10 protein-coding genes and 1 pseudogene are annotated in these 13,987 nt (G+C 72.5%); 2 read left to right on the top strand and 9 right to left on the bottom strand.

The window, feature by feature from the left end:
• Nucleotide 1 precedes the first annotated feature (1 nt).
• A complete protein-coding gene (locus ACFY7E_RS22350; RefSeq protein ID WP_389487416.1) occupies nucleotides 2–1,483 on the bottom strand; it encodes an ATP-binding protein in 1,482 nt (493 codons plus the stop codon).
• 629 nt (nucleotides 1,484–2,112) lie between these two features.
• Here ACFY7E_RS22350 and ACFY7E_RS22345 point away from each other — a divergent pair.
• The gene (locus tag ACFY7E_RS22345) at nucleotides 2,113–3,324 is read left to right on the top strand and encodes a glycoside hydrolase family 64 protein (RefSeq protein WP_389487414.1); all 1,212 of its coding nucleotides are present in this window, start codon (nucleotides 2,113–2,115) and stop codon (nucleotides 3,322–3,324) included.
• Between the two features lie 102 nt (nucleotides 3,325–3,426).
• Here the strand turns inward: ACFY7E_RS22345 and ACFY7E_RS22340 are convergent, their stop codons facing one another.
• Both ACFY7E_RS22340 and ACFY7E_RS22335 read right to left on the bottom strand, forming a co-directional pair.
• Nucleotides 3,427–5,151 (bottom strand): acyl-CoA dehydrogenase family protein, encoded by a 1,725-nt coding sequence (locus ACFY7E_RS22340; protein WP_389487412.1) that lies wholly within the window; start codon nucleotides 5,149–5,151, stop codon nucleotides 3,427–3,429.
• A gap of 68 nt (nucleotides 5,152–5,219) precedes the next feature.
• Nucleotides 5,220–5,801: a PadR family transcriptional regulator gene (locus ACFY7E_RS22335; RefSeq protein ID WP_389487410.1), complete on the bottom strand. Its 582-nt coding sequence runs from the start codon at nucleotides 5,799–5,801 to the stop codon at nucleotides 5,220–5,222.
• A gap of 115 nt (nucleotides 5,802–5,916) precedes the next feature.
• On the opposite strand from ACFY7E_RS22335, the pseudogene ACFY7E_RS22330 reads away from it, so the two are divergent.
• Nucleotides 5,917–6,144: pseudogene (locus ACFY7E_RS22330) on the top strand (MFS transporter); the annotation flags it as partial.
• 11 nt (nucleotides 6,145–6,155) lie between these two features.
• On the opposite strand, the gene ACFY7E_RS22325 reads toward ACFY7E_RS22330, so the two are convergent.
• The 6 genes from ACFY7E_RS22325 to ACFY7E_RS22300 form a co-directional block, all read right to left on the bottom strand.
• A complete protein-coding gene (locus ACFY7E_RS22325) occupies nucleotides 6,156–7,241 on the bottom strand; it encodes an aldose epimerase family protein (protein WP_389487408.1) in 1,086 nt (361 codons plus the stop codon).
• A gap of 130 nt (nucleotides 7,242–7,371) precedes the next feature.
• On the bottom strand, nucleotides 7,372–8,421 hold the full coding sequence (locus ACFY7E_RS22320) for a LacI family DNA-binding transcriptional regulator (protein ID WP_389487406.1): 1,050 nt from the start codon (nucleotides 8,419–8,421) through the stop codon (nucleotides 7,372–7,374).
• Nucleotides 8,422–8,493: 72 nt separating this feature from the next.
• Entirely contained in the window at nucleotides 8,494–9,540 is a 1,047-nt protein-coding gene (locus ACFY7E_RS22315) for an ABC transporter permease (RefSeq protein WP_389487404.1), read from the bottom strand.
• Nucleotides 9,537–10,511 carry an ABC transporter permease gene (locus ACFY7E_RS22310; RefSeq protein ID WP_389487402.1) on the bottom strand — a complete coding sequence of 325 codons (975 nt, stop codon included), beginning with the start codon at nucleotides 10,509–10,511 and terminating at the stop codon, nucleotides 9,537–9,539. The genes ACFY7E_RS22315 and ACFY7E_RS22310 overlap by 4 nt, the downstream gene beginning before the upstream one ends.
• Nucleotides 10,508–12,310, bottom strand: a complete 1,803-nt coding sequence (locus ACFY7E_RS22305; protein WP_389487400.1) for a sugar ABC transporter ATP-binding protein — start codon at nucleotides 12,308–12,310, stop codon at nucleotides 10,508–10,510. The genes ACFY7E_RS22310 and ACFY7E_RS22305 overlap by 4 nt, the downstream gene beginning before the upstream one ends.
• A 260-nt stretch (nucleotides 12,311–12,570) precedes the next feature.
• Nucleotides 12,571–13,671: an ABC transporter substrate-binding protein gene (locus tag ACFY7E_RS22300; RefSeq protein ID WP_389487398.1), complete on the bottom strand. Its 1,101-nt coding sequence runs from the start codon at nucleotides 13,669–13,671 to the stop codon at nucleotides 12,571–12,573.
• Nucleotides 13,672–13,987 lie beyond the last annotated feature (316 nt).

Below are 13,987 nucleotides of genomic sequence, written 5' to 3'. Positions count from 1 at the left end.
GTTACTCAACCTCATCTGAAGACTCGCTGGGGGAAGGGAAGGGTTCGGCGGCCGCCTTCTTCTCGCCGTTGAACGCCTCCCACATCAGGCCGGGCTGGGGGGACGGCTTGGAGGAGGCCGGTACGGCGGGGGGCGTGGGGCCCGTCACCACGACCGGGATCGGGACGGGCGACTCGCGCCGCCGCTGCGGAAGGCCCTTGGGGGCCCTCCTGACCTCGCCGGCCTCCGCGGCGAGGGCGGGGGACGGCATGGGCGGGGGCGTCGGCGTGGGCACCGGCGCGGGCCGGGCGGGAACGCCCGCGGGCCGGTGCGGGCCGCCGGCGGGCCGGTGCGGACCGCCCACGGGGCCGGTCGGGCCGGTCGCGCGCCTGCGGGCGAAGTCGTTGGGCCTCAGGGCGGACGGGGGCATCGTGGTGATCAGGTTCCGGGGGACGAGAACGACGGCCCGTACGCCTCCGTAGGCGGAGGTGCGCAGGTGGACCTCGCAGCCGTACTCGCGGGCGAGGCGGCTGACGACGGGCAGGCCGAGCTGGGTCACCTCGCCCAGGCTCGCCAGCTGGATGGTCCGCTGCGACTTGGCCATGACGCGCTCGACGCGCTGCCGGACCTCCTCGGTGAGGCCGACGCCGCGGTCCTCGATCTCGACCACGACACCGGAGGGCACCTCGTTGGCGGTGACCTCCACGGGGGCGTGCGGGGGCGAGAACGACGTGGCGTTGTCGAGCAGTTCGGCGAACAGGTGCATCAGCGGCTCGGACCCGGGGCCGGTCACGGCCACCTCCGCCACCGCCTGCAGCTTGACGCGGGGGTAGTCCACGATGCGCGACATGGCGCCGCGCAGGATGTCGTAGAGCGGGATCGACTTCGACCACTGGCGTCCGGGGCGGGCGTCGCCCAGGACCGCGATGCTGGCGGCGAGGCGGCCGATGAGGGCGTTCCGGTGGTCGACGTCCTGGAGGCCTCGGGAGACCACGATGTCGTTGCCGTGGAGGATCTGCATGGCGTGCAGGTCCTTGGCGAGCTGGTGGACGATCGCCTGGACGCGGCGCGCGACCGCCACGAGCGCCCGCTGGGAGGCGTCCCGGGTGTGCTCCTCGGCCTCGACCGCCTCCAGGAGGGACCGCAGGGCTCCCCTGAGCGCTTCGGTGAACTCCTTGTCGAGGTGCTTCCCGAAGTCGACGGCGCGCAGGATGTCCGAGGCGGGGTCGCCCCTCTTCAGCCGGGCGACGGCCGCGGGCAGGAGTTCCTCCGCGAGCCAGACGGTGGTGGCCCGCTGGTCGGCGAGCCGTCCGAGCAGGGCGGCCTCGCGCTGCTCGTAGTACTTCTCCGCCTCGGCGCGCGCCCGTGTGTGGCGGGCCGCCTCCGCCGACCGCACCCGGCGGGCGGTCCCGGCCGAGGTGAGGACCGTCAGGACGACCGCGGCGAAACCGCACCAGGCGACCGGTGTCCGTATCTGTGCAGGGGAAAGGAGGAGCGCGATCACGGAGGCTCCCGCCAGAACTCCCGGAGGGAGGAGCCATTCCCGGACGACCGGAGCCGGCCGGGATCTGGAAATCGAACCTGCACGAACCATCAGAAGGGTCCCTAAGAAGTCTGGAATGAGCGGACCGTGGGGGCGCGGTGCGCCGAAAGGGACGAGGGCGGACTTCATTCGGGCATGTGTACGCGTGCTCCGATGAAAACCCGACGGGCGGAAACCCGGGGGATCGCTCCGGAAATCACGCCTTCGGGCGCTTCCCTTCGCGGCCGTACTCCGTCCGCGCGCCCACGGCGTTCATGACTCGCTGTGAGCGCGGCGCAACACACCGGTGAGCATAGTCAGTTCGGGTTCTCCGTGTGACCTTGCCGAAAGGACAACCGCCACCGGTCATTCCGGTTGCACAAAGCGACCGATAGCCGTACCTGAAATGCAATAAAACGATCAAATTCTGTCGCCCGACCATCGGAAGGGCGAGGCGGAGCGCTCCGCCGGCCGCCTCCCGGATCCGTCGCGGCCATTGACAGGCGCACCTCACCCTCCCATCCTTGGGAGCGCTCTTGAGAGCGCTCTCAAGAGCCCGGTCCCCACGGATTCCCCCCACATGGAGTCCCCCCACCTCCGAGGAGCCCCACGTGTCCGCACGTCACAGGCGCACGCGCCTTCGACTCGTACCCCTCCTGGCGGCCGCCGCGCTGGCCGGCACCGGCGTCACCGTCGCCGTCTCCTCCGACCCCGTCGAGGCCGCCGTCCCCGCGACCATCCCGCTCACCTTCACCAACAACTCCGGCCGCGGGGAGCAGGTGTACGTCTACAACCTCGGCACCGAGCTCTCGACCGGCCGGCAGGGGTGGGCGGACGCGAACGGGACCTTCCACCCCTGGCCGGCCGGGGGCTCCGTCCCGAGCCCCGCGCCCGACGCCTCCATCGCCGGTCCGGCCAACGGGAAGTCGATGACGATCCGGCTGCCGAAGTTCTCGGGCCGGGTCTACTTCAGCTACGGCCAGAAGCTGAACTTCAAGGTGGCGACGGGCGGGCTCGTGCAGCCCGCGGTCCAGAACCCGAGCGACCCCAACAGGAACATCCTCTTCAACTGGTCCGAGTACACGCTCAACGACGCGGGCCTCTGGCTCAACAGCACCCAGGTCGACATGGTCTCGGCGCCGTACGCGGTGGGCGTGAAGCGCCCCGACGGCTCCGTCGCGAACACCGGACGCCTCAAGCCCGGCGGGTACCGGGGCTTCTTCGCCGCGCTGCGCGCCCAGCCCGGCGGCTGGGGCGGCCTCGTGCAGACCCGCTCCGACGGCACGGTGCTGCGCGCGCTCGCCCCGGGCCACGGCATCGAGGCCGGCGCGCTGCCGGCGGGCGTGATGAACGACTACGTCAACCGCGTCTGGAGCAAGTACGCCACGTCGACCCTGACCGTGACGCCCTTCGCGAACCAGCCCTCCGTGAAGTACTACGGGCGGGTCTCGGGCAACGTCATGAACTTCACCAACGGGGCCGGCCAGGTCGTCACCTCCTTCCAGAAGCCCGACTCGGACAGCGTCTTCGGCTGCTACAAGCTCCTGGACGCCCCGAACGACCAGGTGCGCGGCCCCATCTCCCGTACGCTCTGCGCGGGTTACAACCGCTCCACCCTGCTCACCAACCCCAACCAGCCGGACGCCTCGTCGGCCGGCTTCTACAAGGACGCGGTGACCAACCACTACTCCCGCGCGATCCACGAGCGGATGGCGGACGGCAAGGCGTACGGCTTCGCCTTCGACGACGTCGGCGCGCACGAGTCCCTGGTGCACGACGGCAACCCGCAGCAGGCGTACGTGACGCTCGACCCGTTCGACTAGGCCGTACGCCGGGAACGGCGGAAGTCCGGGAAACGGCGGAAGCCCGCACGGCCGGCCGGGGAGGTCGGTCGTGCGGGCTTCCGCGTGACGGGCGGGAACGGGTCAGGGCGTCATCTCGTACGCGCCCGAAAGGGCTTCGACGCGCCGCCAGACGCGGTCCGAGCGGACCTCGTCGACGGCGGGGCGCCGGACGGCGCCGAGCGCCCAGAGCTGCTGCTGCTCGGTCGCGGAGTCCTTGCCGTGCAGTTCGACGGCGTGCGCGGAGAAGTCGCGGACGAGGACGGCGAACAGCTCGTCGAGGACGTCCTCGTCGAGGCCGGTGAGGGCGGCCTGCTCCAGGACCAGCTGCCCGTGGACGACGAGCGCGAAGAGCCGGCCGACGGCGAGCAGCAGGTCGAGGTCGCGGCTCTGCTCCTCGTCCGGGGCGGCCTTGAGGACGAACTCGCAGAGCGCGTCGGCCTGTTCGCGGAAGCGGGCGACGTTGGACACGTGGGTGTACGCGTCGTAGGCGGCGCGCCAGTCGTGGAAGCGGACCGAGCCGAGGCCGCGGGCCGGGCCCTGGCGGAAGAGGAAGGTGTCGTCGGCCGCGTCGAGACGGGTCGGGACGGGCTCGTACGCGGCCGGGTCGAGGAGGTGGTTGCGCATGAACTTGAGGATCAGCGCCAGGTTGACGTGGACGGTGCCCTCCAGCTTCGGCAGGCTCCGGATCTCCACGGCCGCCTCGGCGAAGTAGGTGTCCTTCTCGAAGCCCTTGGCGGCGATGACGTCCCACATGAGGTCGATGACCTTCTCGCCCTCCGTGGTCACCTTCATCTTCGTCATGGGGTTGAAGAGGAGGTAGCGGCGGTCGTCGGGGCCGGCGGTGCGGAAGTAGTCGACGGCCCGGTCGCTGAAGAGCTTCATGCCGACCAGCCGGACGTAGGCGTCGGTCAGTTCGCGCCGCACGTGCGGGAAGGCGGTGACGGGGCGGCCGTACAGGACGCGGTTCTGCGCGTGGGTGACGGCCTCGTACATCGCGTGCTCGCAGATGCCGATGGAGGCGGTGCACAGGTTGAACTTGCCGACGTTGACCGTGTTGAGGGCGGCGTCGAAGGCGGCGCGGCCGGTGTGCAGGACGTCCTCGGCGGCGACCGGGTAGTCCTCCAGGCGGAACTCGCTGACGTACTTCGAGGAGTCGACGACGTTCTTGACGAGGCGGTACGCCGGGTGGCGGCTGTCGGCGGCGAAGAAGACGTAGCCGTCGGGGCCCTCGACGTCGGTGCGGCGGCCGAAGACGGAGACGAGCCCGGCGGCGTTGCCGTTGCCGATGTAGTACTTGGAGCCGGTGGCGCGGAAGCCGTCCCCGCCGTCGGGCGTGAGCAGCATGTCCGTGGAGTAGATGTCGGCGCCGTGCGTCTTCTCCGACAGGCCGAAGGCGAACACCTCGCCCCGGGAGAGGAGTTCGGCGGCACGGGCGCGGGCGGCGGCGTTGTCGCTCTGCCAGACCGGGCCCAGGCCGAGGATGGTGACCTGCCAGGCGTACCAGTAGTCGAGGCCGTAGAAGCCGAGGATCTCGTTGAGGGCGGCGATGCGGGCGGTGTCCCAGCGCTTGTCGCCCTCGTCCTCCCCGGCGGCGGAGGACGGGGTGAGGAAGGTGGCGAAGAGGCCTTCCTCCGCGGCGAAGGCGAGGAAGTCGCCGAGCCAGGCGCGGGTCCGGTAGTCCTCGATGAGCCGGCGCTTGCCGCGCGCCTCGAACCAGTCGACGGTGGCGCGCAGGAGCCGGCGGGTCTCCGGGTCGAAGTGCGCCGGGTCGTAGGTGTGCGGGTTGAACAGCAGCGGGTCGGCCATGACGTCCGCCTTTCCGGCTTGTGACGAGGGGTAGGGGTGGTGGTGTGGAATGTGGGGGCGCCCCGGGTTCAGCGCCCGGTCCCGAAGCGGGCGAGCGTGGCGAGGACGTCGTCGAGCCAGGCGATCATCATGCGTTCGTACGCGATGCCGCCCCGCAGCACGACGTGCTGGAGTTCGCGTTCCGCGTCGAGCGGACCGCCGGCCGCCGGGTCCGGAGTGCCTTCCGCGCCCGGCTCCCCGAAGTCGCGCGTCTCGCCCGCGAGGTAGTGGGCGAGGCGGTCCGTGTGCGCCTTCCGGTGCCGCTCGACCTCGCCGGTCAGCGCGGCCGGGTCGTCGAAGGCGGCGCCCCGGATCTTCACCGCGAGGTCGTGCCGCACGCTCTCGGGCTCGATCGGTTCGTGCAGCCACGCGGAGAGCGCGTCCCGGCCCGGCCCGGCGACGGAGTACTCCTTCTTGTCCGGGCGCCCCTGCTGGGGCACGTCCCGGACGTCGATCCAGCCGTCGCTCTCCATGCGTTTGAGCACGCGGTAGATCTGCTGGTGGGTGGCGGTCCAGAAGTATCCGATGGACCGCTCGAAGCGCCGGGCCAGCTCGTAGCCGGATCCGGGCTTCTCCAGCAGGGACACGAGGATCGCGTGGTCGAGCGCCATGCGCCCGATCCTGCTATGCAACGAGTTGCATAGCAAGGTCGTGCGGGGCGGGTGAGACGCGGCTCACCCCGGGCCGGCCCCCACGACGGCTCAGTACTCGCATCCCGGGCCGACGGCCGGGAGGGTCGCGGAGGCGGTCACCGGCCATCCGGACGGCCGGGCGCCCACCGGGGACGGGCGCGTCGCCGAGACGCTCCGGGGCGCGGGCGACGCGATCCGCATGGACTTCGCCGAGGCGAACCAGTGGGTCTTCCACGGCATGGCGATCGCGCTGGCCGTGGCCTTCCTGTTCGCCTTGGCCCACCCGGGGACGCGGGTCACCGAGAAGCCCCCGGAGGTCTGATCCCCGGGGCGCTAGCGGGCCGCTCCGGGGAAGCGGAACTCGGTGCGGCGCCGGCCGGTGGTCCCCGGTTCCAGTACCGGGCTGGGGTACGCGGGGCGGTTGGGGGCGTCGGGGAAGTGCTGGGGCTCCAGACACACCGCCCCGTGGCGGGGCAGCGGGCGGCCCTCGGGGTCGGTGAGCGTGCCGTCGAGCTGGTTGGCCGTGTAGACCTGGAGTCCGGGAGCGGTCGTCCACACCTCCATGGCACGCGTCCCGCCCGGGGCGGTGAGCCGTGCGGCCCGGCGCGGCGCGGCGGTCTCCCCCGCCTCCCCTCCGGACAGCGCCCAGCAGTGGTCGTAGCCGCCGGCGCGGCGGACCTGCTCGTCGCCGTCGGCCAGGACGCCGTCGCCGAGACGGCGCGGGGAGGTCAGGTCGAAGGGGGTCCCCGTGACGTCCGAGACCGGGCCGAGGGGGATGCCGTCGGGGTCGACGGGCAGGTATCCGGCGCCGTCCACCCCGAGGGTGTGGTCCAGGACGTCCCCGCCGTCCGCCGCCAGGTTGAAGTACGCGTGGTGGCTGAGGTTGACGACGGTCGTGCGGTCCGTGACGGCCGCGCAGTCCAGGGCGAGGGTGCCGACGGCGTCGAGCGCGTACACGGCGGTGACGTCGAGCGCGCCGGGGAAGCCCATGTCGCCGTCGGGACTGTGCAGGCGCAGGCGCAGCCCGGCCGTGTCGCCCTCGGTGAAGGGCGTCGCCTCCCACACCCTGCCGTCGAAGCCCCGGGGGCCGCCGTGCAGGGCGTGGCCCCGGTCGTTGACGGGGATCCGGTGGACCGTCCCGCCGAGGGTGAAGCGGCCGTGGGCGATGCGGTTGGCGTAGCGGCCGATCAGCGCCCCGAGGTACGGACTCTTCTCGGCGTACCGGTCGAGCGTGGGCAGCGACAGGACGACGTTCCCGGTGCGGCCGGTGGCGTCGGGGACGCCGAGGGCGTGCAGGACGCCCCCGTAGGTGAGGATCTCCGCGTACACGCCGGAGGGGGATTCGAGGCGCCAGAGGGTGACGTCCTCCCCCTCCGGGGTGGTGCCGAACGGCCGGTGACGGACGGTGGGTCGGGGCATGGGGAGTCCTCGGGACGGTGGGTGGAGGGGACGTGTCGGTTCGGGGCGGGACCGGGCGATGGGGCGTGGGGCGGGGCCGGGCGTGGCGGTGAGGCGGGGCGGGCCGTGTGGCCGGTGTCCGCCCCGGTGGTCAGGCCGCGTCCCCTCCCCCGCGGGGTGGCGCGACCGTGTGGGCGCCGCCGGTGGACTCGCGGACCGCGAGCCGGTAGCCGGGTCGGATGCGCCGGGGTTCCGTGACGGTGCCGCCCGCGAGGCGTTCGACGAGCCGGTCGACGGCGTGCCGGGCGATGGCCTGCTTGTCGGGGCACACGGTGGTGAGGCCGATCGCCCCGTAGCGGCTCTCCTCGATGTCGTCGAAACCGACCACGGCGATGTCCCCGGGCACGCGCAGACCGCGTTCGGCGAGGGTGCGCATCGCGCCGAGGGCGATCAGGTCGTTGTACGCGAAGACGGCGTCGGGCCGGGCGCCCCGTCCGAGGAGCTCCGCCATGGCCGCGGCCCCGTCGCCGCGGCCGTAGCCGTCGGTGGCGACGACCAGGTTCTCGTCGGGCTCGACGCCCGCGGCGGTGAGCTCCTCGCGCCAGCCGCGAAGCCGCAGGTGGGCGGGCTGGCGTTCGCGGCCGGTGCGGGAGCCGAGGAAGGCGATCCGCCGCCGGCCGAGGTCGAGGAGGTGCCGGACCGCGCTGCGGGCGGCGGCCACGTTGTCGATGGCGATCTGGTCGTACGGCGCCTCGTACTCGCGCTCGCCGAGCAGCACGAGCGGCGAGGTCTCCTGCCGGGCGAGCAGGTCGTCGTTCTCGAGGTGGATGGGGCTCAGGATCAGGCCGTCGATGACGTGGGAGCGGAACTCCTGGCAGACCAGGAGCTCCCGCTCGCGCAGTCCGGCGGTGTGGTCGACGAGCACGGTGTAGTCGTGCTGGGCGGCGGCGTCGATGACGGCGCCCGCCAGCTCGGCGAAGTACGGGTTGCCCAGCTCGGGCACGGCGAAGGCGATGATGCCGGTGCGGCCCTTGCGCAGGTGGCGGGCGGTGAGGTTCGGACGGTAGCCGAGCTCGTCGATGGCCCGCTGCACCTTGGCGCGCATCTGGGGGGTGACGTGGGGATAGTTGTTCACCACGTTGGACACGGTCTTGATCGACACGCCGGCCCGCTGCGCGACGTCCTTGAGGCTGACGCCCACGGAACTCCTCTGGTTCGGCTCTGACCGGGCGGTCCGGTGGTCCGGATGGTCCGGATGGGGTGGTCTCCGGCGTCAGAGCGTTCTTCTGCTCCGTGAAACGTACCGCTGTGCCACGACGACGAGGATCAGGAAGCCTCCGCTGACCACCGACTGGTACGAGGAGTTCAGCGAGCCGATCTGGTTGATGAGGTTCTGGATGACGGCGAGCAGCAGGACGCCCCACAGGGTGCCGCTCACCGAGCCGGCCCCGCCGGCCAGGAGGGTGCCGCCGATGACGACGGCGGCGATCGCGTCGAGTTCCATGCCGGTGCCGATGATGGTGACGCCGGAGGAGAGGCGGGCCGCGTTGAGGGCGCCCGCGAAGCCCGCGAGCAGGCCGCTGAGCACGTACACCGTCACCTTGGCGCGGGCGACGGGCAGCCCCATGAGGGTGGCCGCGTCGCCGCTGCCGCCGACGGCGAAGAGGGTCTGTCCGAAGGAGGTGCGCTGGAGGACGACGCCGCCGGCGCCGAACAGGGCGAGCGCGACGAGGATCGGGTGTCCGAAGCCGAGGACGCTGCCCTGGCCGAGCGCGGCGAACGCCGAGTCCTTGGGCACGAGGTGGGTGGTGGCGCCCTCGTCGGTGAGGGCGAGCAGCAGTCCGCGCGCGCCCAGGAGCGAGGCGAGGGTGACGATGAAGGGCGCCATGCCGGCGCGGGCGATGAGCAGGCCGTTGAGCAGACCGATCGCGCCGCACACCACGAGCGGGACGAGGAGCGCCGGCAGCATGCCCCACTGCGAGGCCCAGGCGGCGAGGACGCCGCCGAGGGCGAAGACGGAGCCGACGGACAGGTCGATGCCGCCGGTGATGATCACCAGGGTCATGCCGAGGGCCACGATCGCGAGGAACGAGGCCTGGACGAGGACGCCGCGGGCGTTGTCGAGGGTGGGGAAGGTGGGGTACGCGAAGGAGGCGATCAGCACGACGAGGAGGAGCACGGCGAGTACGCCCTGGCGCTGGACCAGGGAGAGGAGGCGCTCGGGGGCGGAGGCGCCGGTGGCCGCGCGGTCGGTCTTCGCCGCGCCGGCGGGCGAGGGCGCGCCCGTCCCCGGTGCGCTGGGGGAAGGGATGGGGTTCATCGGGATCGGCGCTCCCGTGCGACGTAGACGGCGGCGACGATGATGGCCGCCTGGGCGATCTGGGCGGTGGAGTCGGGCAGGTCGTGCTTGACGAGGGTGGCGCGCAGGAGCTGCATGAGCAGGGCGCCCGCGACGGTGCCGAGGACGCGGACGGAGCCGCCGCTGAGCGGTGTCCCGCCGACCACGACGGCGGTGATGGCGGAGAGTTCCATCAGGGTGCCGAGCGAGGACGGGTCGCTGGCGGTGAGACGGGCGGTGGCGAGGACTCCGGCGAGGGCGGCGAGGACGCCGCACAGGACGTAGACCCCGGTCAGGACGCGCTTCACGGGCAGTCCTGCCAGGGTGGCGGCGGCGCGGTTGCCGCCGATGGCGACGACCTGGCGGCCGAACGTGGTCCGGTGGACGAGGAAGGCGACGGCGAGCGCCAGGGCCCCGGCGACGAGCACGACCAGGGGGACGCCGAGGAGGCTGCCGGTGCCGAGGGCGAGCAGGTCGGGGTTGACGATCTGCTTGAGCTGTCCGTCGGCCATCACGAGCGCGAGGCCGCGCCCGCCGACGAACAGGGCCAGGGTCGCGACGATGGGTTGCAGTCCCACCACGGAGACCAGGGTGCCGTTGACCGCGCCGACGAGGGCGCCCGCGAGGAGGGCGACGAGCAGGGCGGGGACGAGTCCGTAGCCGAGGTAGAGCGGCAGCAGCGCCGTGGCCAGGGCCATGGCGGAGCCCACGGACAGGTCGACGCCCTCGGTGCCGATCACCAGGGCCATGCCGAGGGCCACGATGACGATCGGGGCGACCTGGACGAGCTGGGTGCGGAGGTTGTCGGCGGTGAGGAAGTGGTCGGTGAACAGGGCGTTGAACAGCAGGAGCGCGGCCACGGCGGCGTACACGCCGTACTCCTGGAACCACGCGGCGGCGTTCGGCCGGGTCCCGGCGGCGCGGGCCGGCGCCGCGGTGGCCTGGGTGGTCATCGGGGGTCCTCCTCGGCGGCCGGGGTGGCCGGGGCGCCCGGTGCGGTGGGGTCGGGGGATTCGGTGGGTGGGGTGAGGGTGGTGGGTGCGGTGAGGGTGGTGGGTGAGGTGAGGGTCGTGGGTGCGGTGGGTGGGGTGAGGGCGGTGGGCTCGGCGGGTGCGGTGAGGTCGTTCGGCTCGGGGTTCTTCACGAGGGGTACGGGATCGGGCCCTCCGGCGGGCGGCGCGTGGTCGGCGAGGGCCGCGAGCAGGGCCTCCTCCGACACGTTCTCGCCGACCAGTTCGCCGGCCGCGGCGCCGTTCCTGAGGACGACGATCCGGTCGGCGCCCTCGACCAGCTCCTCGATGTCGGAGGAGATCAGGAGGACGGCAAGGCCTTCCCGCGCGAGTTCGTCGATGAGGGCCTGGACCTCGGCCTTGGCCCCGACGTCGATGCCCCGGGTGGGTTCGTCCAGGAGCAGGACCTTCGGTTCGAGGCAGAGCCAGCGGGCCAGGAGGACCTTCTGCTGGTTGCCGCCGGAGAGTTCGCCGACCTTCTGCTCGGGGCTGGACGCCTTGATCCGCAGCCGCTTCATGAAGACGTCGACCACGCGGTCCTGCCGTTCGCGCGAGACGACGCCGGCGCGCGAGAGCCGGGGCAGGGCGGCGAGCACGATGTTCTCGCGGACGGACAGGCCGGGGACGATGCCCTCGGCCTTGCGGTCCTCGGGGAGCAGGCTGATCCCGGCGCGGATCGCGCTCGCGGAGGAGAGGCGGTCGAGGGGCGTGCCGCCGACGCGGACCTCGCCCGCGTCCAGGGGCAGGGCGCCGGCCAGGGCCTTGGCGGTCTCGCTGCGGCCGGAGCCGAGCAGGCCGCCGAGGCCGAGGACCTCGCCGGGGCGGAGCGCGAGGGAGACGTCGTCCAGTTGGTGACGGCGGGTCAGGCCGGTGGCGGTCAGGACGGGTTCGCGGGTGACGTCGTGGCCCTCGTCGCCGAAGCTCGTCACGCCGTGCCGGCGCACCTCGGAGATCTCGCGGCCCAGCATCATGGACACGAGCCGCACGCGGTCCAGTTCGGCGAGCGGCCCGGTGTGGATGTGCCGGCCGTCGCGCAGGACGGTGACCCGGTCGCAGATCCGGTACAGCTCGTCCATGCGGTGGCTGACGTACACCACGGCGATGCCGCGCCGGCGCAGGTCGTCGATGACGTGGAAGAGGGTCTCGACCTCGCGCGGCTCCAGGGAGGAGGTGGGCTCGTCCATGACGACGACGTGGGCCTCGACGGAGACCGCCCGGGCGAGGGCGACCATCTGCTGGGTGCCGATGCCCAGGGTGTGCAGCGGCCTGCGGGGGTCGACGGTGACGCCGAAGCCGCCGAGGAGTTCCGCGGCCTCGGTGTGCATCCGGGCGAAGTCGATGAGGCCGAGGCGGTTCTTGGGCTCCCGGCCGAGGAAGATGTTCCGGGCCACGCTCATGAGAGGGACCAGGTTCACCTCCTGGTAGATCGTGGAGATGCCGGCCTCCTGCGCCTCGGAGGGGCGGGCGAACCGCACCGGCCGTCCCGACAGGAGCAGTTCGCCGCCGTCCGGGCGGTGCACGCCGGTGAGCACCTTGATGAGGGTGGACTTGCCGGCGCCGTTCTCTCCGACGAGGGCGTGGGTCTCGCCGGCGCGGAGGGTGAACGAGACGTCGTCGAGGGCGACCACGCCGGGGAAGCGCTTCCCGACGCCGCGGGCCTCCAGCACCGTCGGCGCGGCCGTCGGGGCGACCGGGAGCGCGGTGCCGCTCGCCGCGGACGCCGCCGTTTCGGGGGGTGCCATGAACGTGGCCTTCCGGAGAGGGATCGTGAAGAAGGGTCGGGGCCGCCCCCGTCGCCGTGCGGCGGTGAGCGAGACCGCCGCGGGCGGGGAGGCGGGGCGGCCCCGCGGCCGGGCCGTGGCCCGGGCCGGTGGGCGTACGGACCGGGCCGGGGTTCCCGCCGGAACCACGGCACCGGCCCGTACGGATCGGGGGGCGGTGCGGAGGACGTGCCGTACCGGTCGTACGTCGGTACCGGCTTCGCGCCCGTACCCGCCTCGCGTCAGTACGCTCCGCCGAGGGACTCCTCGGCGTTGGCCGGGTCGTAGGAGCGGTCCGAGATGATGACGTCCTCGGGGATGCCCTCGCCGGCGTAGAACTTCTGCGCGGTGGCGAAGGCCAGCGGGCCGAAGCGCGGGTTGGACTCGATCACGGCGTTCAACTCGCCGTTGGCCAGGGCCTGGACGGCGTTGCGGGTGCCGTCGATGGACACGACCTTGACGTCCTTGCCGGGGGCCTTGCCCGCCGCCTTGAGGGCGGTGACGGCGCCGAGGGCCATCTCGTCGTTCTCGGTGTAGACCGCCGTGATGTCGGGCTTCGACTGGATGAGCTGCTCCATGACCTGCTGGCCCTTGTCGCGGGCGAACTCGCCGGTCTGCTGGGCGACGATCTCCAGGCCGGGAGCCGTGGCCTTCACCTGGTCGACGAAGCCCTTGGTGCGGTCGGTGGTGACGCTGTTGCCGGAGGAGCCGAGCAGGATCGCGACCTTGCCCTTGCCGCCGGTCGCCTTCACCATCGCGTCGGCGGCCCGCTTGCCCTGTTCGACGAAGTCCGAGCCGAGGAAGGCCAGATAGTCCTTGCAGGCGGTGGCGTTGATCTTGCGGTCGATGGTGAGGACGGGGACCTTCTTGGCGGCGGCGGCCTGGAGGGCGGGCTCGAGACCGTCGGAGTTGAGCGGGGCGACGATGAGGAACTGGGCGCCCTGGGCGAGCATGTCCTGGATGTCGCTGATCTGCTTGGACAGCTGGGACTGCGCGTTGGTGGTGAGGAGCTTCTTGACGCCGACCTTGGCGGCCTCGTCCCTGATGGATCGCGTCTCGGCGATGCGGAAGGGGTTGGCCTCCTTCTCCGACTGGGAGAAGCCGACGATCGCGTTCTCGAGGTCGAGCTTCGGCGCGCCGTAGGAGGTGAGGGTGCAGCCCTCCCCGGCGGCGGACGCGGTCGGCGTCCGGACCGTCTGGGCGCCCCGGCCGCTGTCGCCGCCCGCGTTGTCCGCGGTCTCCGACTTGGCGCAGCCGGAGAGGGCGAGCGCGGCGGAGGCGGCGACGGCGCAGGCGACGGAGAGCGTGCGGGATCTGCGCGGAAGGGTCGACAGAAGGTTCATCGGAAGGACACTCCTTGGCGGGGGGACAGCACCGCCGAGTGGCGTGCGGTCGCGCGGGGCGGGAAGAGGAGCCGGTCCGCCGCGATGGGCCGGCGGACCTTCGGTGCACGGCCGGCGACGGCCTCGATCGCTCTGGATCAAGGCCCCGACCTGGGAACATCAAGGCCCGGAGCGACCGTCCGAGGGGGTGGCCGCTTCGCCTTTACAACGTTATAACCGCGCTCCGGCGAGCGCTGCAAGAGGCCGGGGGCAACGTTTCCGGAATGAGTCCCGGAGACGAAGCGGCCGTAACGGCGCGCCGGGTGACGGGTCGTCG

It is taken from the genome of Streptomyces sp. NPDC012825 (genome assembly GCF_042900925.1).
Taxonomy (GTDB): Bacteria; Actinomycetota; Actinomycetes; order Streptomycetales; family Streptomycetaceae; genus Streptomyces.
Note: the sequence above shows the minus strand (reverse complement) of the source record. Positions and strands in the feature narration are given on the sequence as shown.

Coding starts and splice junctions, on each gene's coding strand:
- ACFY7E_RS22340 (WP_389487412.1), bottom strand. CDS start 5,151: ATGGCCGACCCGCTGCTGTTCAACCCGCACACCTACGACCCGGCGCAC.
- ACFY7E_RS22335 (WP_389487410.1), bottom strand. CDS start 5,801: ATGGCGCTCGACCACGCGATCCTCGTGTCCCTGCTGGAGAAGCCCGGA.
- ACFY7E_RS22325 (WP_389487408.1), bottom strand. CDS start 7,241: ATGCCCCGACCCACCGTCCGTCACCGGCCGTTCGGCACCACCCCGGAG.
- ACFY7E_RS22315 (WP_389487404.1), bottom strand. CDS start 9,540: ATGAACCCCATCCCTTCCCCCAGCGCACCGGGGACGGGCGCGCCCTCG.
- ACFY7E_RS22310 (WP_389487402.1), bottom strand. CDS start 10,511: ATGACCACCCAGGCCACCGCGGCGCCGGCCCGCGCCGCCGGGACCCGG.
- ACFY7E_RS22305 (WP_389487400.1), bottom strand. CDS start 12,310: ATGGCACCCCCCGAAACGGCGGCGTCCGCGGCGAGCGGCACCGCGCTC.
- ACFY7E_RS22300 (WP_389487398.1), bottom strand. CDS start 13,671: ATGAACCTTCTGTCGACCCTTCCGCGCAGATCCCGCACGCTCTCCGTC.